This window comes from Baekduia sp. (assembly GCF_035318805.1).
In the GTDB taxonomy this organism is placed as follows: domain Bacteria; phylum Actinomycetota; class Thermoleophilia; order Solirubrobacterales; family Solirubrobacteraceae; genus Baekduia.
In genome coordinates, this window is the sequence record NZ_DATHDY010000015.1 from 1 (window position 1) to 22,348 (window position 22,348).

Genomic DNA, 22,348 nt, shown 5'->3' on the forward strand with positions numbered 1-22,348 from the left:
CACGGCCCTGGTGGTCGTGGGCGACGAGCAGTCGGTCGTCGGCATCGGCTACGGCAAGGCCAACGAGGTCCCGATCGCCATCCAGAAGGGTGTCGAGCGGGCCAAGAAGAACCTGTACCGCGTGCCGAAGCACGGCTCGACCATCACCCATCCGGTGGTCGGCATCTTCGGCTCCGGCCGGGTCCTCCTGAAGCCGGCCTCGCCCGGTACCGGCGTCATCGCCGGCGGCGGCGTCCGCGCCGTCCTGGAGCTCGCCGGCATCCACGACATCCTCAGCAAGTCGCTGGGCACGCAGAACCCGATCAACCTCGTCAAGGCGACGCTGGCCGGACTGCAGGACCTGCGCACGCCCGAGGAGGTCGCGGAGATCCGCGGCCTGTCGATCGCCGAGGTCCTCGGGCTCAGCACCGAGAGTGCCGGCGCCGTCGAGACGCTCGAGGGCGTGCCCCTCGAGGACGAGTCCGCCGTCGCCGTGGCCGAGGAGGCCGAGGCGGCACCGGAGGCGACCGCCTGATGCCCAAGGTCACGCAGATCAAGAGCAAGAACGGCTCGAACCAGAAGCAGCTCGACACGCTGCGCTCGCTCGGGCTGCGAAAGATCGGTCACACGGTCGACGTGCAGGACTCCCCGCAGGCTCGCGGGATGCTGCACCGCGTCCGTCACCTGATCAAGGTCCAGGAGGACTGACATGGCTGACGAGATCCAGGACGAGCCCATCGGGCTCCACAACCTGAAGCCGGCCCCGGGCAGCCGCCGGCCGCGCAAGCGCGTGGGCCGCGGCGAGGGCTCCGGGCTCGGCAAGACCTCTGGCCGTGGCCAGAAGGGCGCGGGGTCGCGCTCCGGCGCCAAGGACCGCGCGCGGTTCGAGGGCGGCCAGATGCCGATCCACATGCGGATGCGCAAGCTGCGCGGTCCGCACATGAAGAAGTCCATGCCGTTCGAGATGTTCCGCACGCACACCCAGACGGTGAACCTGCAGGACCTCGAGGCGCGGTTCGACAGCGGCGCCGAGGTCACCCTCGACGCGCTCAAGGCCGTCGGCCTGGGCAAGCGCAAGGACGTCCCGGTCAAGATCCTCGCCAAGGGCGAGATCACCAAGCCGCTGACCGTCCACGCCCACAAGTTCAGCGCCTCGGCCCGCGAGGCCATCGAGGGCGCCGGCGGCACCTGCACGGTCGTCGCGGCCTAGCACCCGCCACATCAGCTGCACACCGAGGGCCCCGGGAGACCGGGGCCCTCGGTCGTTCTCGGAGCGCTCGCGGTCGGCCCGTCCGCCGCCTGCCATCTGGCAGGGACGGGGACCGAGCCCGTCGGATACCCTTCGCCGTCCTCATGCTGTCGACGATCCTGAGCGCGTTCACCGTCCCGGAGATCCGCAAGAAGCTCGCCTTCACGGCGCTGCTGCTCGCGCTCTACCGCCTGGGCTCCCACATCCCGGTCCCCGGGATCAACGTCCAGGCGGTGAACGACATCCAGTCGCAGTTCGGCGGGGGCGGGATCCTCAACCTGCTGAACCAGTTCTCCGGCGGTGGCCTGAGCCGCATCGCGCTGTTCGCGCTGGGGATCATGCCCTACATCACCGCGAGCATCATCCTGCAGCTGCTCACGGTGGTCGTCCCCTCATTGGAGAAGCTCTCCAAGGAGGGCGAGGTCGGCCAGGCGCGCATCACGCAGTACACGCGTTACCTGACCGTCGGCCTCGCGTTCGCGCAGTCCATCGGCTACGTCTTCCTCTTCAAGTCCTTCACCGCGTCGGCGGGCGAGAAGGTCATCTCGCAGTTCGACACGCCACACGTCTTCCTGATCGTCGTGTCGCTGACGGCCGGCACGATCCTGCTGATGTGGATGGGCGAGCTGATCACGCAGCGCGGCATCGGCAACGGCATCTCGCTGATGATCTTCGCGTCGATCGTCGCCCGCCTGCCGAGCGGCATCTCGTCCTGGTGGAACAACCCCGACCAGGTGTTCGTCGTGATGATGCCGTTCATCGCGCTCGGCGTCGTCTGCGCGATCGTCTTCATCCAGGAGGGCCAGCGCCGGATCCCGGTCCAGTACGCCAAGCGCGTGATCGGGCGGCGCATGAGCGGCGGTGGCCAGACCTACCTGCCGCTGCGCGTGAACATGGCCGGCGTCATCCCGGTCATCTTCGCTGCGTCGATCATGGCGTTCCCGCCCACGGTCGGCCAGCTGATCAACACGCCCTTCTTCCGCGACGTCGCCACGTTCTTCAGCCCGCAGAACGCGCCGTACGTCATCGGCGAGTCGATCTTCATCATCCTGTTCACGTACTTCTACACAGCGGTGACATTCAACCCCGTCGACCAGGCGGAGAACCTCAAGAAGTACGGCGGGTTCATCCCGGGGGTGAGGCCAGGCCGCCCGACGGCGGAGTTCCTGGATCGCATCCTCGCGCGGCTGACGTTCCCCGGTGCGCTCTACCTCGCCGGCGTGGCCGCGTTCCCGACGATCCTGATCGCGGCCACGGGCGCCACCCAGTCGTTCTATTTCGGCGGCACCTCGCTGCTGATCGTCGTCGGCGTGGCGCTGGACACGATGAAGCAGCTCGAGGCGCAGCTGATGATGCGCAACTACGAAGGCTTCCTCAAGTAGGATGCCCGACCTTCCGGTGACCGGGCGCTCTGGGCGCGCGGTCCGACAGGAGCCTGCGATCGCCCTCGTGTCCGAGCTGAACCTCATCCTCGTCGGTCCGCCCGGTGCCGGAAAGGGCACCCAGGCCGAGAAGCTCACGGAGGACTTCGGTCTTCCCTACTTCGCGACCGGCAACATCCTGCGCGACGCGGTCGCCGACGGGACGGAGCTCGGCAAGAAGGCCAAGGAGTACATGGACGCCGGCGAGCTGGTGCCCGACGACGTCATCATCGGCGTCATCCTCGACGCCCTCAAGGGCGAGGAGGCCAGCAGCGGCTTCCTGCTCGACGGCTTCCCGCGCACCGTGCCGCAGGCCGACGCGCTGGCCGAGGCCCTGGAGAAGCTGGGCCGCCGGCTCAGCGGCGTGCTGCTCATCGACGTGCCCGACGACGAGGTGGTCCGCCGCCTGTCGGGCCGCCGCGTGAGCAAGTCGGGCCGCGTTTACCACGTGGACTTCGACCCGCCCAAGCATCCGGACCGCTGCGACATCGACGGCTCCGCGCTGATCCAGCGCGACGACGACCGGCCCGAGACGATCCGCAAGCGGCTGGCGGTCTACCACGACCAGACCGAGCCGCTCGTCGACTACTACGAGAGCCGCGACCTGCTGCGGCGCTTCGACGGCACGCGGACGCCCACCGACGTCCATGACCACATCCGGGCGACCGTCGCGACGCTGCGCCTGGAAGACGAGCTGTAGGCCCCTCCGGAGTCCTGCGCCGTGATCGTCAAGAAGTCGCCCGCCGAGATCGAGAAGATGGCCGCCGCCGGCGCCATCCACGCCAAGACGATGAAGCTGATCGCCGGCAAGATCCGGGAGGGCGTCACCACGGCCGAGCTCGACCAGGCGGCCGAGAAGTTCATCCGCTCCCAGGGAGCGGTGCCGTCGTTCAAGGGCTATCGGGGCTTCACGGGCTCGATCTGCGCGTCGCCCAACGCGATGGTCGTCCACGGCATCCCGGGCCCGTACCGCCTCGGCAAGGGCGACGTCATCTCGATCGACATCGGGGTCACCTACGGGGGCTGGGTCGCTGACGGGGCGGTCACGTTCCCGGTGGGCCCGGTGACGCCGGTCGCGTCCAAGCTGCTCGAGGTCACGCGCCAGTCCCTCTTCGACGCCGTCGAGCAGTGCCGCCCGGGCAACCGCCTCGGCGACGTCTCGCACGCCGTCCAGCAGACCGTCGAGGGCGAGGGCCTGTCGGTGGTCCGCTCGCTCGTCGGTCACGGCATCGGCCGCGACATGCACGAGGAGCCGCAGATCCCCAACTACGGCGATCCGGGCAAGGGGCCGCTGCTGGAGGAGGGGATGGTGCTGGCCGTCGAGCCGATGACCACGGCCGGCCGCCACATGGTGCGCATGGGTGACGACGGCTGGGCGATCTACGCCCAGGACGGCTCACTGGCCGCCCACTTCGAGTTCACGATCGCCGTCACCGCCGACGGGCCGCGCGTGCTGACGCCGTGGCACGAGGGCGAAGGCGCCCTGTAGGGCGATTCTGCGAGCCGCCTCGCCGCGCCTGACGGTCGCCAGCGCGCTTCACGTGCTGGCGCACGCTGCCGCTGCGCCGGCGACGTCAGCCACGACGATGCGGGTCGCAGAATCGCCCTAGGGAAGGCGAATGGTTCGCCACCAGACGGCTCGGCAGCGCCTTTGCTATCTTCAACTGTCCGCGCGTGCGTACTGCCCCTGCGTGTGCGCCATCCGTGATGTAGCAGCGGCAGCTCCTGCGGCAGCCAGAGCGCATCACCGGGCCAAACTCTGCTGGAAAGGGACCATGAAGGTACGACCGTCGGTCAAGCCGATGTGCGAGAAGTGCAAGATCATCCGTCGCCACGGCGCCGTCCTGGTGATCTGCCAGAACCCGCGCCACAAGCAGCGCCAGGGATAGGAATCGGATAGATGGCACGTATCGCCGGGGTCAACGTCCCCCTGAACAAGCGCGTCGAGGTCGGTCTGACCTACATCTACGGCATTGGCCGTTCGACGTCGAACAAGCTTCTGAGCAACGCCGGGATCCACCCCGACACGTACGTCCGCGACCTCACCGAGGATGAGGTCGGCAAGCTCCGCGACGCGGTCGATGACCTCACGGTCGAGGGCGACCTGCGGCGCGAGCGCTCACAGAACATCAAGCGCCTGATGGAGATCGGGTGCTACCGCGGCCTTCGCCACCGGCGCGGCCTTCCCGTCCGGGGGCAGAACACCAAGAACAACGCCCGCACGCGCAAGGGCCCGAAGCGCATGTCGGTCGCTGGCAAGAAGAAGGCTGGGAAGAAGTAGTGCCCGCACCCAAGCGCCCGCAGCGTGGACGCCGCAAGCCGAAGAAGAACATCCCCGTCGGCCAGGCTCACATCAAGACCTCGTTCAACAACACGATCGTCTCGCTCACCGACCGCGACGGCAACGTCATCGCGTGGGAGTCCGCCGGCGGCGCCGGGTTCAAGGGCTCTCGCAAGTCGACGCCGTTCGCCGCGCAGGTGACCGCCGATGCCGCTGCCCGCAAGGGCATCGAGCAGGGCCTCCAGAAGGTCGAGGTCTTCGTGAAGGGCCCCGGCTCAGGCCGTGAGACCGCCATCCGCTCGCTTCAGGCCGCCGGCCTCGAGGTGACGGGTGTCAAGGACGTGACCCCGCAGGCCCACAACGGCTGCCGCCCCCGCAAGCGGCGCCGCGTCTAGGACTTCGTAACCCATGGCTCGTGACACCAGTCCCCAGTGCAAGCAGTGCCGCCGCGAAGGGCAGAAGCTCTTCCTCAAGGGCGAGCGCTGCCTCACCGACAAGTGCGGCGTCGAGCGTCGCGCATACCCGCCCGGCGACCACGGTCGTGGCCGCCAGAAGCAGTCCGAGTACCGCGTGCAGCTGCGCGAGAAGCAGAAGGCCCGCCGCTACTACGGCGTGCTCGAGAGCCAGTTCCGCCGCTACTACGACAAGGCGTCGCGCCAGGACGGCATCACGGGTGAGAACCTGCTGCTGCTCCTGGAGTCCCGTCTCGACAACGTCGTCGTGCGGCTCGGCTTCGCGGCGTCGCGCCGTCAGGCGCGGCAGATGATCCGTCACGGCCACTGGACCATCAACGGCCGCCGCGTGGACATCCCGAGCTACCAGGTCCGCGAGGGCGACGTGCTGGCCGTCAAGGTCGGGACGGGCGCCGAGGCGATCATCCGCGACGCCACCGAGCTCACCGCCCAGGTGCCGGCGTGGCTGCAGGCCGACCACGACGGCCTGACGGCGAAGGTGCTGCGCAAGCCGGAGCGTCGTGAGATCACGACGCCCGTGCAGGAGCAGCTCATCGTCGAGCTGTACTCCAAGTAGGAACCCGACTGCCGCGCGCCCTCCCCTGAATCACTGTGGGAGGGCTGTGCGAGAGGCCCGGCGACTCCCCCTTCGCGCCGGGACACGACTAAGAACCAGGACCTCCCAGTGCTCGACTTCCAGATCCCTCGCATCACCAGCGAATCCGTCGAGGAGCATCGCGGCTCGTTCGTGATCGAGCCCCTCGACCGCGGCTTCGGCTACACGTTCGGCAACTCGCTGCGGCGTGTGCTGCTGTCGTCGCTGGCCGGTGCGGCCGTCACCAGCGTGCGGATCGAGGGCGTCGCCCACGAGTTCTCCACGATCAAGGGCGTCACCGAGGACGTCACCGACATCGTGCTGAACCTCAAGGGCATCGTCTGCCGCATGCACTCGGACGCCACCGAGATCGAGGCCCCGCTCGTCGTCACCGGTCCCGGTGAGATCACGGCGAAGGACATCGACCTGCCCGCCGGCGTCGAGATCCTCAACCCCGACGTGCACATCGCGACGCTCGAGAAGAAGACCAAGCTCGAGATGTACATGACGATCGGCCGCGGCCGCGGCTACCGCCCCGCCGAGGAGAACAAGTCCCCGGACCAGCCGATCGGCGTCATCCCGATCGACTCGATCTTCTCGCCGGTCCGCCGCGTCGCCTACTCGGTGGAGCAGGCCCGCGTCGGCCAGCGCACCGATTACGACAAGCTCACGCTCGACATCGAGACCGACGCGTCGATCGACCCGCAGGCCGCGCTGCGCGAGGCCGCCGAGATCCTGATCTCGCAGCTGGCGATCTTCACCGACGCCGACCGCATCGAGGAGCTCCGCGCCGGCCCGGGCGGCACGCTCGACGCGGGCCAGGTGCCCGGCGTCAACGGCGCGGGCGCGACGAGCCAGGGTCCGATGCACGACATCCTCATCGAGGAGCTCGAGCTCGGCGTCCGCTCCTACAACTGCCTGAAGCGCGCGGGCATCCAGACGGTCGGCGACCTCATCTCGAAGTCCGAGGGCGAGCTGGCTGCGATCCCGAACTTCGGCAAGAAGTCGATCGACGAGGTCATCGAGACGCTGCACGCGCGCGGGCTTGCGCTGCGCGAGGACTAGGCGAACGTTCGCCCAGGGGGCGAAGTTCGCTGCGGGTGTTCGCCCAGGGGCTCACACCCGCTGCCCCGGTACTACGAAGGAAACCTGATCTCCATGCGCCACCAGAAGACCCGTCACAAGCTCAGCCGCGACACGGCACACCGCAAGGCGCTGCTGGCCAATCTCTGCAAGGAGATCATCCAGCACGAGCGGATCAAGACGTCCGAGGCCAAGGCCAAGGCCGTCAAGCCCGAGGTCGAGCAGCTCATCACGCTCGCTCGCCGCGGCGATCTGCACGCGCGCCGCCAGGCCCTGGCGATCCTGGGCCAGGACAAGTTCACCGTGCACAAGCTGTTCGAGGAGGTCGCCCCGCGCTACGCGGACCGGCCCGGCGGCTACACCCGCATCCTCAAGCTCGGCCCGCGTCGCAGCGACGCGACCGAGATGGTGTTCATCGAGCTCGTCTGAGCTCTTCGCCCACTGCTCTTGCTGTCTCGACGGGCGCCCTTCTCGGGCGCCCGTCGTCGTTGTGGCTGCGGGGCGCCGGCGTGGCTGGTCGGCGGCGCTCCCTGACGATCGTCACCGGCGCCCTTAGGCTGCGCCCGGCGCGCGCCCGGGCCGGGCGCCGGCCTGCGGGTGCCGGGCTTGCTCCCGTCGAGCGCGCCGGATGACGACATCAGGGATCCCCGCCACGCCCGCACGCCTCGTGCTGCCGGCGCGTCCGGCCCGGGCGTTCGGGGGAGCAGCCGTGCCGACCACCAGCGCCGGCAGTGCCGCCAGACGCGACCCCCGGCAGCGGTTACCCTCCGGGCCATGAGCGACCTCTATGGCAGCCTCAGTGGCGCCCGCGCGGAGTCGCGCGTGAGCACCGCCACGATCTTCGGCCAGGTCATGTTCCTCGTCGGCCTGGCGATCGCGTTCCTCGCGGTCGGGTCGTTCGTCGGCCGCGACCTGGCGATCGGCACCGCGCGCATCCTGGGCTTCGTCGCGATCGGCATGCTCTTCACGCAGTCCTTCGCCGCCCCGTTGCGCACCGGCGCGCTGGGCATGGCGTGGCTGTTCGCGCTCGCGCTGATCCTCGGCCTCAGCCTCGGGCCGGTCCTGAACTTCTACGTCCAGAGCGATCCGAAGCTCGTCACGCAGGCCGCCGGCGGCACCGCGCTGATCACGCTGAGCATGGGCGCCTACGGCATGGCGACGTCGAAGGATCTCGCCAAGTGGATCCGGCCGCTGAGCTTCGCGATGCTCGGGCTGTTTGCGATCAGCCTGGTCCTGCTCCTCTTCGGCGCCGGCGGCAACCCGCTGCTGAGCATCGCGATCATCGCGGTGTCCTCCGCGCTGCTGATCGTCGACTTCAACTACGTGCGACGGCACGCGACCGAGGACGACGTCATCTGGCTGGCGACCGGCATCTTCGTCTCGATCGTCAACATCTTCCTGTCCCTGCTCAACCTCTTCGGTCGCAACTGAGCACCCGGCTGGTCGTCGAGTACGACGGCACCGGCTTCGCCGGCTGGGCGCGTCAGCCCGGCCTGCGGACGGTGCAGGGGACGCTGGAGGACGCGCTGGCGATGCTGCGCGGCGGCCGGCCCGTCGACCTCACGGTCGCGGGCCGCACCGACCGTGGCGTGCACGCCTGGGGTCAGGTCGCGTCCTACGCGGGCGCCCCCGTCGGCCTCAAGAACCTCAACGCCGTGCTGCCCGACGACGTCGCGGTGCTGGCCTGCGAGGCGGCGCCCGACGGCTTCGATGCGCGCCGCGACGCGACGTCGCGCACCTACTGCTACCGCATCTGCACCCGCCGGGTGGCGCCGGTCTTCGAGCACCGGCGGGCGCTGCACTGGCCCTACCGGTGCGATCCGGCGACGCTGAGGCGCTGCGCCGAGATCCTGATGGGGACGCACGACTTCACGGCGTTCACGCCGACGGAGACCGACCACGTCCACTTCCGGCGCACGGTCGTGCGCGCCGAGTGGCACGCGCGCGGCGACATCCTCGAGTTCTGGATCAGCGCCGACGCCTTCCTGCGCCACATGAACCGCGTCCTGGTCGGGACGATGCTCGAGGTCGCCGAGAACCGCCGCAGCCTCGCGGACTTCGCGCAGCTCCTGGAGGGCGCGCCGCGCCGTGCGGCGGGGGTCACGGCGCCGCCGCACGGCCTGCACCTCGCCGCGGTCGCCTACGGGGGTCCGCTGCTCAGCCGCGACGGCTGAGCACCGCGCACGCGCCGAGGAACCCGACGGCGTAGATCACCGAGAGCACGCCGATGGTGAGCTGGACGCGGGCATCGTGGGCGGTGCGGTGGCGGGTCAAGGGTGATCCTCGGGATCGGCGTGGAACAGGGCTTCGACCGGCAGCGCGAAGTGGCGCGCGAGCGCCAGCGCGAGCGGCAGCGACGGCAGGTACCGGCCGGTCTCGATGGCGTTGACCGTCTGACGCGAGACGCCCAGAGCGGTGGCCAGGGCGCCCTGCGAGAGGCCTTGGGCGGCGCGCTGCTCGCGGACGTCGTTGCGCATGCTGTCAAGCTAGCTTTACACGCCTGCAGTGTCAAGGATGCTTGACAGGCTGCGTGCTCGGCCCGCCGCCGCGCGACGTATCCTCGAAGGGTGCGCGTGCTGCTGACCAACGACGACGGGATCGACGCCGAAGGGCTGCAGCGGCTGCGCAGGGAGCTGCTGCAGACGCCCGGCGTCGACCTCGCCGTCATCGCGCCCGACGGCAACCGGTCGGCCATCGGCCGGGGGATCACGACGCGCCGTGCGCTGGCCGTCGAGCGCATCGCCTTCGGCGACGGGACCCACGGCTACGCCACCGACGGGACGCCGGTGGACTGCGTGCGGCTTGCCAGCCTCGGGCTCGTCGACGGCTGGCTGCCCGACCTCGTGGTCGCCGGCATCAACCACGGCTCCAACCTCGGCGACGACGTGACCTACTCGGGGACGGTCGCCGCCGCGATGGAGGGCCTGCTGCTCGGGCTGCCGGCCATCGCCGTCTCCCAGCAGTCCGAGAAGCGCGAGATGGACTTCCGCCTCGGGCTGGAGTTCGTCTTCGACGAGGCCGCACGCTTCACCAGCCGGGTCGTCGAGGAGCTCGAGGCGGTGCCGCTGCCGCCGAGCACCCTGCTCAACGTCAACGTGCCGGCCGGCGGCGTCGGCGGGGTCGAGGTCGCGCGGCTGGGCAAGCGGATCTATCGCGACCGCCTGGAGGCCTCCGACGCCGATCCGCTGACCGGCCGCCCCACGTTCTTCATCTACGGCGCCGAGCCCGGGTACGAGAAGGAGCCGGGGACCGACCTGGCCGCGGTGGCCGCCGGGCGGATCGCCGTCACGCCCGTGCACCTCGACCTGACCCACCACGACGGCATCGGCCCGCTCTCGGCCTCCGACCTGGAGCGGCTGCTGGCGCCGGCCGTCGAGGAGGTCGACTAGCGGTGGCGGCGCCGGCCGACGTCGGCGCCCGGGCGGAGGAGCTGCGCGCCCAGTTGCGCCATCACGGCCACCGCTACTACGTCCTCGACGACCCCGAGATCGGCGACGACCAGTACGACGCGCTGCTGGACGAGCTGCGCGCCATCGAGGCCGAGCACCCCGAGCTGCTGACGGCCGACTCGCCGACGCAGCGGGTCGGCGGGGCGCCGGTCTCCAACCTCGCCAAGGTCACCCACGAGCAGCCGATGCTGTCGCTGGCCAACGCGCGCAGCGAGGAGGAGCTGCGGGCGTGGGTGGCCCGGATGCGCAACCACCTCGCACGCGAGGGGATCGAGGACGCGGCGTTCACGTACGTCTGCGAGCCGAAGATCGACGGCCTGGCGATGTCGCTGCTCTACCGCGACGGCGTGCTGGAGCGCGGTGCGACGCGCGGCAACGGCGAGGTCGGCGAGGACGTCACGCACAACCTGCGGACGATCCCGTCGATCCCCCTGCGGATCGACCGCGACGACGTCCCGTCGCTGCTGGAGGTGCGCGGCGAGGTGTACATGTCGCTTCCCGACTTCACGGAGCTCAACGAGCGGCGCGCCGAGGCGGGGCAGTCGACGTTCATGAACCCGCGCAACGCCGCGGCCGGCACGATCCGCCAGCTCGACCCGAAACTGGCCGCCGAGCGCCCGCTGTCGATGTGGGCCTACGGCGTCGGGGCCACCGAGGGCATCAGCTTCGCCCGGCACTCCGACAGCCTGCAGTGGCTGAAGGCCCACGGCTTCCCGGTCAACGACGGCATCGTCACGTTGTGCACCGAGGACGAGGTGGTCGCGCAGTGCCTCGCCTGGCAGCAGCGGCGCGGCAGCCTGGAGTTCGAGATCGACGGCGTGGTCGTCAAGGTCGACGACACCGAGCTGCAGCGGCGCCTGGGCACCGCCGGGCGCGATCCGCGCTGGGCGATCGCCTGGAAGTTCCCGCCGACCACCGCGGTCACCAAGCTGGAGCAGGTGCTCTGGAACGTGGGCAAGTTCGGGGACCTGCATCCGTTCGGCGCGCTGACGCCCGTGCACGTGGGCGGCGTCACGGTGAAGCTCGCGACGCTCCACAACGAGGAGGACCTCGCGCGCAAGGACGTGCGGCCCGGCGACGACGTGATCGTGCTGCGCGCCGGTGACGTCATCCCGCAGATCGTCTCGCCCGCGCCCCATGCGGTGGAGCGCAAGGGGCGAGCGCGGCCGCCGCGCCCGCCGAAGCGCTGCCCGGTCTGCGCGACGCCGACCGTCAAGCCCGAGGGCTCGGTCTTCACCAAGTGCCCCAACATCGTCTGTCCCGGGCGGCAGTGGCAACTGCTCAAGCACTTCGCGACGCAGGGCGCGATGGACGTCGACGGGCTCGGCGAGAAGCAGGTCGCGCTGCTGCAGCAGGCGGGGCTCGTCACGACGGCGGCGGACTTCTACCGGCTGGCGCCCGAGCAGCTGATGGAGCTCGACGGCGTCGGCGAGATCTCGGCGCGCCGGCTGGTCGACGCGATCCAGGCGTCCAAGGACACGCCGTTCGGCCGCGTCCTGTTCGCGATCGGGCTGGAGGAGGTCGGCTTCGTCACCGGCCGCAACCTCGCCCAGCACTTCCGGTCGATCGACGCGCTGCTGGCGGCGACGCCCGAGCAGATCCAGGAGACGCCGGGGGTCGGGCCGATCATGGCCCGGCGCATCGCCGATCAGCTCGCCGACCCCCAGATGCGGGCGCTGATCGAGGAGTTGCGCGTGCAGGGGATCCGCTTCGAGGAGCAGGGGCCGCCGCCCGGCGAGGGGCCGCTGAGCGGCAAGACGTTCGTGCTGACCGGCACGCTGCCCGACCTCACCCGCGAACAGGCGACCGAGCGGATCACGCGCGCGGGCGGGCGCGTCACCTCGTCGGTCTCCAAGAACACCGACTACGTGGTTGCGGGCGACTCGCCCGGCGCCTCGAAGTTCCAGAAGGCGGAGCGTCTCGACGTGCCGATCGTCGACGAGGCCGGCCTGCTGGCGCTGCTGAACGACTGAGGCGCTGTGGCCGCTCAGCCGTCGAGACGGGCGATCGCCGAGACCATCCGGTCCTCGATCGACTTGGCGCACGAGTTGCAGACCTTGTTCTCGATCAGCGAGAACGCGACGCGCGCGCCGCCGGTGGTCGTGCAGTAGCCCGAGAGCGCGCTGACGCCGATCAGCGTGCCGGTCTTGGCCTGGCAGCGGCCCGCCGCGGCGGTCGAGCGCATGCGCTTGCGCAGGGTCCCGGAGCGGCCCGCGACCGGCAGCGAGGACACCCAGGTCGCGGCGCTCTCCTGCGCGTCCATGCGCTGCAGGAGGCGGACGACCTGGCGCGGCGTCGTGCTGTCGGAGCGCGAGAGCCCGGAGCCGTCGACCAGCTTGGGGTGGATGCCGAAGGTCGCCATGTCCGCGCGGGCGACGGCCAGCCCGGCAGCGGTGCTGCCGTTGGCGCCGAAGCGGGCGCCGAGCGCCTTGGCGAGCATCTCGGCGTAGAAGTTCTCCGACGGGATGTTGGTCGCCGCGATCAGCGCGCCCATGGTCGGAGACGGCGAGGTGGCCAGCGGCTCGGGGTCGGCCTGGGCGCCCGTGGCGGCCGGGGCCGCGGCGATCGTGCCGGCGCGCGGCTTGCGCTCGTACTTGATCTTGCGCGCCTTCAGGAGCGCCGCGACCTTGGTGGATGCGGCGAGCGCCGGGCTGCCGGCGCCCGAGCGGCCGTGTTGCCAGGACAGCGCGCTGAGCCAGCCGCCGAGGTCGCTGTCGGGCTTGTAGCCGGAGTCGGGCCCGCCGCGCAGCAAATCGAACATCGACTCGTCGCCGATAACGCCGCCGTCGATCCGCGTGACGCCGGATACCGCGAGCTGGTCGGCGAGCGTCGCCAGGCCCGGGTCGCCGAGCGCCGGATCGCCGCCGCCGACGAGGTACAGGTCGCCGCGCAGGACGCCGGCCTCGTCGACCACGACGCCGGGCGCGGCCCGCAGCGTGGTCGGCAGCGTGCCGGTCGGGCCGAAGCGCAGCAGCGCGGTGGCGGTGACGAACAGCTTCTCGTTGGACGCCGGCGTCAGCGCGCGATCCTCCTGGTGGGCGTAGATCGGGTCGCCCGTGGTCAGGTCCACGACGTAGGCGCCGGCGGCCGTGCCCATGCGGGGCTGCAGCTTGGCGAGGGTGGAGCGCAGGCCGGCTCGGTCGACCGCCTGCGCCGGGGCGGCGACGGCGAGCGCCAGCAGCGCGGCGAGCGCGAGCAGCAGGAAGGGACGGCGGCGCACGGGTCCAGACGGTAGCTGGCCTTCCGGTGGGTTCGTCGCACCGGATGCCCAAGTACCATTTGGGGCTTCATGGGGAAGGTCGTCAACCTCCAGCCCACCGCACCGTCCAAGGGCACGCCCCGGCGGCGTCGTCCGCGGCGGTCCAAAACGGCCCTCGTGCTGGGCGGCGGCGGGTTCACGGGCGGCGTGTACGAGATCGGCGCGCTCCGCGCCCTCGACCTCCTCTCGGTCAACCGCACCGTCAACCAGTTCGACGTGTACGTCGGGACGAGCGCCGGCTCGTTCGTGGCCGCGCTGACGGCCAACGGGGTGACGCCCGAGGAGATGATGCGGGTCGTCAACCAGCAGGTGCCGACCCCGTTTCGTGACATCGGCCTCGGGCAGCTGCTGCGCCCCAACGTCGTCGAGTACGCCCGCAAGGGGCTGGCGCTGCCGTGGAAGGCGGTCACCGTCCTGCGCGAGCTCGCGCCGCAGCTCGGCCAGGTCTCGATCATGGACTTCGCGCTCGGCCTGGCCGAGGGGCTGCCGTCGGGCATCTACTCCGGCTCGGGCCTGGAGTCCTACCTGCGCACGGTGCTCTCGGATCCCGACCGCACCGACGACTTCCGCCTGCTCGAGAACGAGCTGTACCTGGCGGCGACCGACCTCGACACGTGCGAGCGCATCGTCTTCGGCGCCAACGACTGGGACGACGTCCCGATCTCGACCGCCGTGCGCGCGTCGACGGCGCTGCCGATGGTCTACAAGCCGGTCCGCGTCCGCGACCGCGAGCTGATCGACGGCGGCGTCGTCTCGACCACGAACGTCGACATCGCGGTCGAGGCCGGCGCCAAGTTCATCGTGGTCGTCAACCCGCTCGTCCCCTACGTCAACGACTTCAACGAGCGTGTCGGGACGGTGCTGGGCTCGCGCCCGCGGCACGTCAGCGACATGGGCCTGCCGCAGATCGGCTACCAGGCGTTCAAGTTGATGGCCTACCAACGGCTGCACGAGATGGCCAAGCAGTGGGAGGACCGCTACCCGGGCGTCGACATCGTGCTCATCGAGCCGGAGCCCAACGACGAGCTGATGTTCCAGACGTCGATCATGAACTTCACCAAGCGCGTCGACATCGCCCGCCACGGCTTCCAGTCGGTGACGCTGAAGCTCGCCGAGGACTACGACAACTTCAGCACGATCTGCGACCGCCACGGCATCGAGATCTCCGCCACGCGCGTGCGCAAGGTCGTCAAGCACTTCGCCGCCGAGCAGGAGAAGGCGCGCGCCTGGCGCAAGATCCTGGAGCAGACCACGGGAACGCTGCTGCGGCAGTCGGACTCCGGGACGTAGGTCGTCTGCTCGCGTTCTGGGTGCGCCGCAACTTCTGGGCCACACGTGTGTATTGACGGGCGCATGCGCCGATTCCTCGCCTTCCTGCTCGCGGTGCTCAGCGCCGGTGCCGTCGCGGCCGCCGTCGCGCTGGCCGCCGACCCGCCCGTGGCCAGCACGGGCGCCGCCAAGGACGTCGCCCAGACCCAGGCGACGCTGACCGCCACGGTCGACCCCAAGGGCGCCGCGACGAGCGTGCGCTTCGACCTGGGCACTGGCAGCAGCTACGGCCTGCAGTCGGCGGCCAAGGACGCCGGTGCGGGCACCGGCGCCACGGCGGTCGAGATCCCCGTCCAGGGCCTCACGGCGGGCACGACCTACCACTACCGCGTCGTCGCGACCAGCGACGGCGGGACCGTCACGGGCGCCGACGCGACGTTCTCCACGGCCACCGCGCCCCCGACCCCGGCACGGCCGGCGGTCACCACCGGCGCGGTGCGCGGCGTCACGCCGACCGGCGCCACGCTCACCGGGTCGCTCACTCCGCACAGCGCCGCGACGACCTATCGCTTCGAGTACGGCACGACGACCCGCTACGGCGCGGGCACGCCGGCGACGGCCGCCGGATCGGGCACGCGCGGGGTCGGAGCGTCGGCGCGCATCGAGGGCCTGAGCGCGGGCACCCGCTACCACTACCGGCTGACCGCTTCCAACGCGGTCGGCAGCACGACGGGCGGCGACCGGTCGTTCGTCGCGGGGACGACGCCGACGTCGGCGACCCTGGCCGCCGACGCCGACCCGGTGACCTACGGTCGTCCGGTCAAGCTGACCGGCAAGCTCGGCGGCTCGAAGAAGGGCGGCGTGCGCGTGCGGCTCCAGACGACGGCCTTCCCGTTCGCCGCGCCGTTCACCGACATCGGCAACGCGCTGAAGAGCTCGAGCTCCGGCGCCTACACCTTCACGCTGCCGGCGGTGACGACGACCACCCGCGCCGTCGTGGTCGCCGACGGCGTGCCGTCGATCGTCAGCTCGGTCGTGGTCGTCCGCAGCGCGGTGCGCTCCGGGATCCGCTCGCTGAGCCGGCGCGCCGACGGGAGCGTGGTCGTCACGGGCCGCCTGACGCCCGCGACGCCGAACGGCGTCGCGGCGCTCCAGCGCCAGGGCACCGGCGGCCGCTGGCTGCCGCTGCGCCGTGCGAACGCCAAGGCCGACGGGAGCTACACGATCACGCTGCGGCCGCGCCGCAACGCGATGGTCGTGCGCGCCGTGGGCCTGGCCCACGACGGCGGCGCGCACGTGCGCGGCTACTCGCGCAGCGTCAAGATCGCCGCGCGGCGCCGCTGAGCCTGTGGCCTACAACGGCAGGTTGCCGCACCCGCGGCGGCCGGTCTCGGCGCTGCGGTTGACGGCCTTCTGGTGGTCTACCTGCCGACGGCGTCCCATGCGCGCAGGAAGCGCTCGACGTGCTCGGGCCGGTGCGGAACCGTGACCCGCACGCGGTCCGGCGCGCCCACGCCCGCGCCGGGCTGCACGACGATCCCGCCGCGGTCCAGCGCGGCCGCGAGGTCGGCGCCGCCGTGCGGGCCGGGCGCCGGCACCCAGAGGACGTTGGCCTGCGAGGCGATCGTCTCGACGGAGCGCTCGCGCAGCGCGGCGGTCAGCGCCGCGCGCTGCTGGGCGATCGCGTCGCGGCGGCGCTGCACGCGCTCGCGGCCGGTGCGCACGGCCTCCAGCGCGCCGGCCTGCGCCAGCTCGTTGACGCCCAGCTCGGGCGCGAGCTGCTCGAGCAGCGGCTCGGCGCCGGGGCCGCCGAGCGCGTAGCCGCAGCGCAGGCCCGCCAGGCCCCAGGCCTTGGAGAACGTGCGGAAGATGAGCAGCCGCGGGAACTCGTCCAGGAGCGCCAGCGTCGCGTCGAGCTCCTCGGCGTCGGCGAAGTCGCGCAGCGCCTCGTCGAGCAGGACGACCACGCGGTCGGGCAGCGCGCCGAGCAGCCGGCGCAGGTCGTCGACTGCCAGCAGCTCGCCGGTCGGGTCGTTGGGGTTGCACAGTGCGACCAGGCGCGTGCGGTCGTTGACGGCCGAGAGGATCGGCTCGACGCCGAAGCCCGGAACCGGCACGGGATGGCCGCGGGCGTGGCGCGCGACGACGGGATAGAGGGGATAGGACGGCCACGGCGTGATCAGCTCGTCGTCGAGCTCGAGCAGCGCGGTCGCCGCCTCGGAGATCAGCTGGGCGGCGCCGTCGCCCACGACGACGCGCGCCTCGGGCACGTCGTGCAGGTGGGCCAGCTCGGAGCGCAGCTCGCCGCTGGCCCGGTCCAGGTACCGGTGCAGCCCACGGCGTGCCGCGAAGGTGATGGCGTTGACGATCGACGGGTGCGGGTACTCGGGCCACGTCGTCCGCGAGAGGTCGAGCGGCTCCTGGCGCGAGAGCTCCTTGGCGCGCCGCTGCGCGGCCTCGTCGCGGAGGGCCGCGTTGACCTCCTCCTCAGACAGCCCCTCGAACTGCTTGTAGTACCCGAGCAGGCCCTTGCGCGGCATCAGCCCTGGCCGGAGAAGCTCGACGAGCCGGGGCCGTTGATGAGCAGGAACCAGATCGTGAAGATCGTCGCGCAGACCGCGGCGGTGATCGCGAACACGCGCCCCAGCGCGCCCTGGCGCTGGTCGACGCCGGCGGCGCGGCGCACGAGCACCCAGGCGCGGTCGACGCGCTTGAGGAGCATGAGGCCGCCGAACAGGACGGCGAGCATGACGGCGAAGGCGACCAGGATCGCGAGGCCGACGTTGTCGGTCCAGTACTGCACGCGGCCGGCGATCCACAGCGAGCCGGCGGGGATCGGTCCCCAGAACAGCAGGCTGACGAGGATCTCGAGGCCGAGCAGCAGGTGCGCGATCAGCCGGTCGGCACGCTGGCGCGCCGCCGTGCCGCGCTCGGGCAGCGCGCGGTACTTCGTCGGCGCCGTGCCTGGGCGGCGGCCGATGAACAGCCCGCCGTTGTCGGTGGGGTCTGTACGCACACCTACAGAGTACGGCGTCGTTCCCCATGGGTCGTCATACGGTGACCTGCGGCCGGCGCTGCCCGGACCCCGCGACGGGGGCCTGACAAGATGGAGCGCCATGAGCGTCCTCATCCACGCGGAGATCCACGGCCTCGGCGGGCGCGCCTCGGAGCTGCGCGCGCTGCTGGGCGAGCATGCCACCGGCCTGGCGGGCGCCCCGGGCAACCTCGGCGCGTCGGCCTACGAGCCGGTGGGCGGCGAGGTCGGGGAGTTCGTGCTGCAGGCACGGTGGCGCGACGACAACGCGCTGCGCGCCCACTACGCGACGCCCGAGTACACGCACTACGTCGAGTCGATCGGCGCGCTGCTGGCGCGCCCGAGCGACGTGCAGATCCACTACGTGGAGCGGTCGGTCCGGGCGACCGCCGACCTGTCGCTCGATCCGACGCGGCAGGGGTGAGGGCGAGGCGCGCCGAAGCGCCTCGCCCGCCCGGTCTCAGCCTTCGTACAGCCCGTCGAAGATGGGCCTGTACTTGTCGTTGACCACGTTGCGCTTGACCTTCAGCGTCGGCGTCAGCTCGCCCGTCTCCTGAGAGAGGTCGTGGTCGAGGATCGCGAAGCGCTTCACCTGCTCGACCTGGGCGTACTTCGCGTTGGCCTTGTCCAGCTCGGCCTGGACCAGCGCGCGCACCTGGGGGTCGTTCGCCAGCGCCGGGATCGAGGTGTCCTCGATGGGCGGGTCGGTCCGGCTCTGCGCCCACGGGACGATCTCCTCCTCGTCGAGCGTGATGAGCATCACGGGGTAGGGCCGCCGGTCGCCGTGCATCACGGCCTGCGAGACCCACCGGGTCTGCTTGAGGTCGTTCTCGAGGTTGGCCGGCGTGAGGTTCTTGCCGCCCGCCGTGATGATGATGTCCTTCTTGCGGCCGGTGATCGAGACGTAGCCGTCCTCGTCGACCGACCCGAGGTCGCCGGTGTGCAGCCAGCCGTCCTCCACGGCACCGAACGACGCGTCGTCGTTCTTGTAGTACCCGCGGAAGATGTTGGCGCCGCGCAGCAGCAGCTCGCCGTCCTCGGCGATCTTGACCTCGACGCCCGGCAGCGGCCGGCCGACCGTGCCGAACTTGTGCTCCTCGGGCCGCGAGCTGGTCGCGACCGTGGACGTCTCGGTCATCCCGTAGCCCTCGAGGACCGGGATGCCGCAGCCCCAGAAGAACTCGAGGATCTCCTTGGCGATCGGCGCCGCGCCGGTGACCGCCTCGCGGATCCGGCCGCCGAAGAGGTTCTTGACGAAGTCGGCCTTCGGCTGCAGCTCGGCGAACTGCTCGCGCAGCTCGTCGGGCACCGGCTCGCCGCGGACCTCGTGGTCCTTGATCGCGCCGCCGACGGTCCGGATCGTCTGCAGCTCCTCGGGCGTCATCTGCTGGCCGGCGAGGGTGTACAGCTTCTCGAAGATGCGCGGCACCGACGGCAGGTAGGTCGGCTTGACCTCCATCAGCTCGCCGACGATCGCCTTCGTGTCGCCGCCGTAGTAGGCGATCGCCGTGCCGCGGTCGACGGCCGCGAGCTGGATCAGCAGCGCGAACGCGTGGGCCAGCGGCAGGAACAGGTAGACGAGGTCCTCGCCCTCGGAGAACAGGCCCTTGTCGCTGACCATGTCCAGCACCGCGCGGTAGTTGCCGTGCGTGAGGACGCACCCCTTCGGCGGCCCCGTCGTGCCCGAGGTGTAGATGAAGGTGAACGGGTCGTCGGGCCCGATCGCGGCGGTGCGGTCGCGCAGCGCCGCGATGTCGCGCCGGTCGCCGCGCCGGCGGAGGTCGTCGAGCGAGATCGCGTCGCCCACGTCGCCGCTCGGGTCGATGACCACGACCTTGCGCAGGTTCGGCAGCCGCTCGCGGACGGCGGTGATCTTGGCGACCTGCTCGGCGTCCTCGGCGATCACGAAGACCGACTCCGAGTTGCCCGCGACCCACTCGCACTCCTCGGCGGAGTTCGTCGGGTAGATCGGGACGACGACGCCGCCCGCGCTGGAGATCGCGAAGTCCGCGTAGGTCCACTCGGCGCGGGTGTTGCAGAGGATCGAGACGCGCTCGCCGGGCTGCAGGCCCAGGGCGATCAGGCCGAGCCCGATCTCGTCGACGATCTCTCCCACCTGGGCGAACGTGATGTCCTGCCACGTCCCGTCGACCTTGCGCTTGATGGCGACCTGGTCGCCGAACTTCTCCGCGGCGCGAGTACTCAGATCGGCGATCGTCGTCGACCCGGTACCGCCGGCGGGCGTCGTGCCAGCCTCCATTGCTCCTCCTCCTGCTGCGTTGACAGCGTCTCCGCGGAGGAGTCTAAGGTCCGCGCGGCCAGCGCGCGAGCGGCATGCTGACGCCGCGTTAGGCGGTGGCCTCGGCGGGGCTTCCCTGGACCCCGATGTGATCCTCGAGCGACGCGATGAACAGCGTCTTGTCGATGCGTCCCTGGAAGATCGGGACGCCCATCTCCATGCACTTGGCGATGACGTCGCGCCGTTCGAGCCCGGCCTCGCGAGCGAGTTCGGTCGGCGTCAGGTGAATGGCCATCGGCATGCCCTCCTGTGTGGGGAGTAAGTGACTGACGGAACGTAGCGCGACCGGAGGACGGCCTCAAGCGCGGCGGCCGAATATCGGACTTCTGGTGCGTCGCGGCACCGTCGCAGGCCGCTGTCAGAGTGGCGGGGTGACGCGCTTCGAGGACCGCGGCCTGGACCTGCTCGTGACGATCGACCGCGACGGCGACCGGCCGCTGCGCGACCAGCTCGAGGCCCAGCTGCGCGACGGCATCCGCCGCGGCGCGCTGCACGCGGGCACGCCGCTGCCCTCGACCCGCGCCCTGGCCGGCGAGCTGCGGATCTCGCGTGGGGTGGTCGTCGAGGCCTACGCGCAGCTGGTCGCCGAGGGGTTCCTGGTGGCGCGCCCGGGCGCGGTGACGCGGGTGGCCCAGGTCGCCCACCACGAGCCGGGCGAGCCGCCGCTTCAGCGCGTCCCGCCGGCGGTGCGCTTCGACTTCCGGGTGGAGGCCGCCGACCTGTCGGCGTTCCCGCGGCGCGCCTGGACCGCCGCGCTGCGCGACACGCTGCGCGAGGTCCCCGACGCGGCGCTGGGCTACGGAGACGGCGCGGGCGCGCCCGCGCTGCGCGTGGCGCTGGCCGCCTACCTCGGCCGGGCGCGCGGCGTGGCGGCCGAGCCCGAGAGCGTCGTGGTGTCGACCGGGATCACGCAGGCGATCGCCCTGCTGGCGCGGGCGCTGCGGCGCGCCGGGGTCACGCGCGTGGCCGTGGAGGACCCGAGCTTCCCGCTGCACCGCCGCGTCTTCGCGGGGGAGGGGCTGCGCTTCGTCCCGATCCCGGTCGACGCCGGCGGGATGATCGTGGCGGGCCTCGACGGCGCCGACGTTGGCGCGGTGCTCGTGACGCCGTCGCACCAGTACCCGCTCGGGATGTCGATGGCGCCCGAGCGCCGGGCGGAGCTGGTCGAGTGGGCGGCCGCCCGCGACGGCTGGATCTTCGAGGACGACTACGACGGCGAGTACCGCTTCGACCGCGATCCGGTGGGCGCGCTGCAGGCGCTCGCGCCGGCGCGCGTGGTGTACCTCGGGTCGGCGTCCAAGACGCTGGCGCCCGCGCTGCGCCTGGCGTGGATGGTCGTGCCGCCGGGCCTGATCGACGCGGTGACCGCCGCCAAGGTGCTCGCCGACGGCGGCAGCCCGCAGCTCGACCAGCTCGCGCTCTCGCGCTTCATCGAGCACGGCGAGCTGGACCGCCATCTGCGGCGGATGCGCGGCAGCTACCGGCGGCGGCGCGAGGCGCTGACCGCCGCGCTCGACGAGCATCTGCCCCAGCTCGAGCGCGAAGGCATCTCGGCCGGCCTGCACATCTCCACGCGGCTGCCGCGCGACGTGCCGTTCGGCCCGCTGCTGTCGCGTGCGTGGGACGGCGGGGTCGGGATCTACGGCTTCGAGCACGGCGGCGTCGCGCGCCTGCTGCTGGGCTACGCGAACCTCCCCGAGCCGTCGATCGGCCCGGCCGTCCGCGCGCTGGCGGCGCTCGTGGCCGCCGCTAGGAGCATGGGTCCCTAACTCGCCGCGGGTTTCGCCCCCTGGGCGAACACCCGCAAGGGAACCTGGCCCTCTGGGCCAGTGTTCCCCCTAGATGAGTTGTTCCACGGGTTCGGTGCCGCCGCTGACCGGCCCGGCCGGCGCCTGAGGCCACCCGATCCCTTGCCGATCCGACCAGGATCGGCTGCGAGATCGTGCGACCTCAGGCATCCGCCCGGACCAGCCATCGA

At 71.4% G+C, this 22,348-nt stretch carries 26 protein-coding genes; 20 read left to right on the forward strand and 6 right to left on the reverse strand.

Going from position 1 to position 22,348, the window contains the following annotated elements:
- The 14 genes from rpsE to truA form a co-directional block, all read left to right on the forward strand.
- Nucleotides 1-514 (forward strand): 30S ribosomal protein S5 (rpsE, locus tag VK501_RS02795; protein WP_324334420.1); only part of this gene is annotated, 514 nt, incomplete at its 5' end.
- Nucleotides 514-687 carry a 50S ribosomal protein L30 gene (gene rpmD / locus VK501_RS02800; RefSeq protein WP_324334422.1) on the forward strand — a complete coding sequence of 58 codons (174 nt, stop codon included), beginning with the start codon at nt 514-516 and terminating at the stop codon, nt 685-687. The genes rpsE and rpmD, both read left to right, overlap by 1 nt.
- A gap of 1 nt (nt 688) precedes the next feature.
- Nucleotides 689-1,189 carry a 50S ribosomal protein L15 gene (gene rplO, locus VK501_RS02805; RefSeq protein WP_349260963.1) on the forward strand — a complete coding sequence of 167 codons (501 nt, stop codon included), beginning with the start codon at nt 689-691 and terminating at the stop codon, nt 1,187-1,189.
- A 143-nt stretch (nt 1,190-1,332) separates the two neighbouring features.
- The gene (secY, locus tag VK501_RS02810) at nt 1,333-2,610 is read left to right on the forward strand and encodes a preprotein translocase subunit SecY (RefSeq protein ID WP_324334424.1); all 1,278 of its coding nucleotides are present in this window, start codon (nt 1,333-1,335) and stop codon (nt 2,608-2,610) included.
- A 76-nt stretch (nt 2,611-2,686) separates the two neighbouring features.
- Nucleotides 2,687-3,349, forward strand: coding sequence for an adenylate kinase (locus VK501_RS02815; RefSeq protein WP_349260964.1), 663 nt, complete (start codon nt 2,687-2,689; stop codon nt 3,347-3,349).
- Nucleotides 3,350-3,370: 21 nt separating this feature from the next.
- The gene (gene map / locus VK501_RS02820) at nt 3,371-4,138 is read left to right on the forward strand and encodes a type I methionyl aminopeptidase (RefSeq protein ID WP_324334428.1); all 768 of its coding nucleotides are present in this window, start codon (nt 3,371-3,373) and stop codon (nt 4,136-4,138) included.
- 286 nt (nt 4,139-4,424) lie between these two features.
- Nucleotides 4,425-4,538 (forward strand): 50S ribosomal protein L36, encoded by a 114-nt coding sequence (rpmJ, locus tag VK501_RS02825; protein WP_037400725.1) that lies wholly within the window; start codon nt 4,425-4,427, stop codon nt 4,536-4,538.
- Nucleotides 4,539-4,549: 11 nt separating this feature from the next.
- Entirely contained in the window at nt 4,550-4,930 is a 381-nt protein-coding gene (rpsM, locus tag VK501_RS02830) for a 30S ribosomal protein S13 (RefSeq protein WP_324334435.1), read from the forward strand.
- Nucleotides 4,930-5,325, forward strand: coding sequence for a 30S ribosomal protein S11 (gene rpsK, locus VK501_RS02835; RefSeq protein ID WP_324334437.1), 396 nt, complete (start codon nt 4,930-4,932; stop codon nt 5,323-5,325). The genes rpsM and rpsK overlap by 1 nt, the downstream gene beginning before the upstream one ends.
- A 13-nt stretch (nt 5,326-5,338) precedes the next feature.
- Nucleotides 5,339-5,959, forward strand: a complete 621-nt coding sequence (rpsD, locus tag VK501_RS02840) for a 30S ribosomal protein S4 (protein WP_324334439.1) — start codon at nt 5,339-5,341, stop codon at nt 5,957-5,959.
- A gap of 108 nt (nt 5,960-6,067) precedes the next feature.
- A complete protein-coding gene (locus tag VK501_RS02845; protein WP_324334441.1) occupies nt 6,068-7,042 on the forward strand; it encodes a DNA-directed RNA polymerase subunit alpha in 975 nt (324 codons plus the stop codon).
- A gap of 93 nt (nt 7,043-7,135) precedes the next feature.
- Entirely contained in the window at nt 7,136-7,489 is a 354-nt protein-coding gene (gene rplQ / locus VK501_RS02850) for a 50S ribosomal protein L17 (RefSeq protein WP_324334442.1), read from the forward strand.
- Nucleotides 7,490-7,834: 345 nt separating this feature from the next.
- Nucleotides 7,835-8,491 (forward strand): Bax inhibitor-1/YccA family protein, encoded by a 657-nt coding sequence (locus VK501_RS02855; RefSeq protein WP_324334443.1) that lies wholly within the window; start codon nt 7,835-7,837, stop codon nt 8,489-8,491.
- An 8-nt stretch (nt 8,492-8,499) separates the two neighbouring features.
- Nucleotides 8,500-9,234 carry a tRNA pseudouridine(38-40) synthase TruA gene (gene truA, locus VK501_RS02860; RefSeq protein WP_324334462.1) on the forward strand — a complete coding sequence of 245 codons (735 nt, stop codon included), beginning with the start codon at nt 8,500-8,502 and terminating at the stop codon, nt 9,232-9,234.
- Between the two features lie 96 nt (nt 9,235-9,330).
- On the opposite strand, the gene VK501_RS02865 is transcribed toward truA, so the two are convergent.
- Nucleotides 9,331-9,537 carry a helix-turn-helix transcriptional regulator gene (locus VK501_RS02865; RefSeq protein ID WP_324334444.1) on the reverse strand — a complete coding sequence of 69 codons (207 nt, stop codon included), beginning with the start codon at nt 9,535-9,537 and terminating at the stop codon, nt 9,331-9,333.
- Nucleotides 9,538-9,627: 90 nt separating this feature from the next.
- On the opposite strand from VK501_RS02865, the gene surE reads away from it, so the two are divergent.
- Both surE and ligA read left to right on the forward strand, forming a co-directional pair.
- Nucleotides 9,628-10,449, forward strand: coding sequence for a 5'/3'-nucleotidase SurE (gene surE / locus VK501_RS02870; protein WP_324334445.1), 822 nt, complete (start codon nt 9,628-9,630; stop codon nt 10,447-10,449).
- Nucleotides 10,450-10,451: 2 nt separating this feature from the next.
- Nucleotides 10,452-12,482: an NAD-dependent DNA ligase LigA gene (gene ligA / locus VK501_RS02875; RefSeq protein ID WP_324334446.1), complete on the forward strand. Its 2,031-nt coding sequence runs from the start codon at nt 10,452-10,454 to the stop codon at nt 12,480-12,482.
- Nucleotides 12,483-12,496: 14 nt separating this feature from the next.
- On the opposite strand, the gene dacB is transcribed toward ligA, so the two are convergent.
- Entirely contained in the window at nt 12,497-13,729 is a 1,233-nt protein-coding gene (dacB, locus tag VK501_RS02880) for a D-alanyl-D-alanine carboxypeptidase/D-alanyl-D-alanine endopeptidase (RefSeq protein ID WP_324334447.1), read from the reverse strand.
- Between the two features lie 69 nt (nt 13,730-13,798).
- Here dacB and VK501_RS02885 point away from each other — a divergent pair, with 69 nt between their 5' ends.
- Both VK501_RS02885 and VK501_RS02890 read left to right on the forward strand, forming a co-directional pair.
- Nucleotides 13,799-15,058, forward strand: a complete 1,260-nt coding sequence (locus VK501_RS02885) for a patatin-like phospholipase family protein (RefSeq protein WP_324334448.1) — start codon at nt 13,799-13,801, stop codon at nt 15,056-15,058.
- 63 nt (nt 15,059-15,121) lie between these two features.
- Complete coding sequence (locus tag VK501_RS02890; RefSeq protein WP_324334450.1) at nt 15,122-16,381, forward strand: fibronectin type III domain-containing protein; 1,260 nt, start codon at nt 15,122-15,124, stop codon at nt 16,379-16,381.
- Between the two features lie 77 nt (nt 16,382-16,458).
- On the opposite strand, the gene VK501_RS02895 is transcribed toward VK501_RS02890, so the two are convergent.
- Both VK501_RS02895 and VK501_RS02900 read right to left on the reverse strand, forming a co-directional pair.
- Nucleotides 16,459-17,577, reverse strand: coding sequence for a pyridoxal phosphate-dependent aminotransferase (locus tag VK501_RS02895; protein ID WP_324334451.1), 1,119 nt, complete (start codon nt 17,575-17,577; stop codon nt 16,459-16,461).
- Complete coding sequence (locus VK501_RS02900; protein ID WP_324334452.1) at nt 17,577-18,053, reverse strand: hypothetical protein; 477 nt, start codon at nt 18,051-18,053, stop codon at nt 17,577-17,579. Before VK501_RS02900 ends, VK501_RS02895 begins: the two co-directional genes overlap by 1 nt.
- Nucleotides 18,054-18,153: 100 nt before the next feature.
- On the opposite strand from VK501_RS02900, the gene VK501_RS02905 reads away from it, so the two are divergent.
- Complete coding sequence (locus VK501_RS02905; RefSeq protein ID WP_324334453.1) at nt 18,154-18,495, forward strand: putative quinol monooxygenase; 342 nt, start codon at nt 18,154-18,156, stop codon at nt 18,493-18,495.
- Between the two features lie 36 nt (nt 18,496-18,531).
- Here VK501_RS02905 and VK501_RS02910 read toward each other — a convergent pair whose 3' ends face one another.
- Both VK501_RS02910 and VK501_RS02915 read right to left on the reverse strand, forming a co-directional pair.
- Entirely contained in the window at nt 18,532-20,331 is a 1,800-nt protein-coding gene (locus VK501_RS02910) for an AMP-dependent synthetase/ligase (protein ID WP_324334454.1), read from the reverse strand.
- An 88-nt stretch (nt 20,332-20,419) separates the two neighbouring features.
- Nucleotides 20,420-20,605, reverse strand: coding sequence for a hypothetical protein (locus VK501_RS02915; protein WP_324334456.1), 186 nt, complete (start codon nt 20,603-20,605; stop codon nt 20,420-20,422).
- A gap of 136 nt (nt 20,606-20,741) precedes the next feature.
- On the opposite strand from VK501_RS02915, the gene VK501_RS02920 reads away from it, so the two are divergent.
- Nucleotides 20,742-22,139: a PLP-dependent aminotransferase family protein gene (locus tag VK501_RS02920; protein WP_324334458.1), complete on the forward strand. Its 1,398-nt coding sequence runs from the start codon at nt 20,742-20,744 to the stop codon at nt 22,137-22,139.
- Nucleotides 22,140-22,348 lie beyond the last annotated feature (209 nt).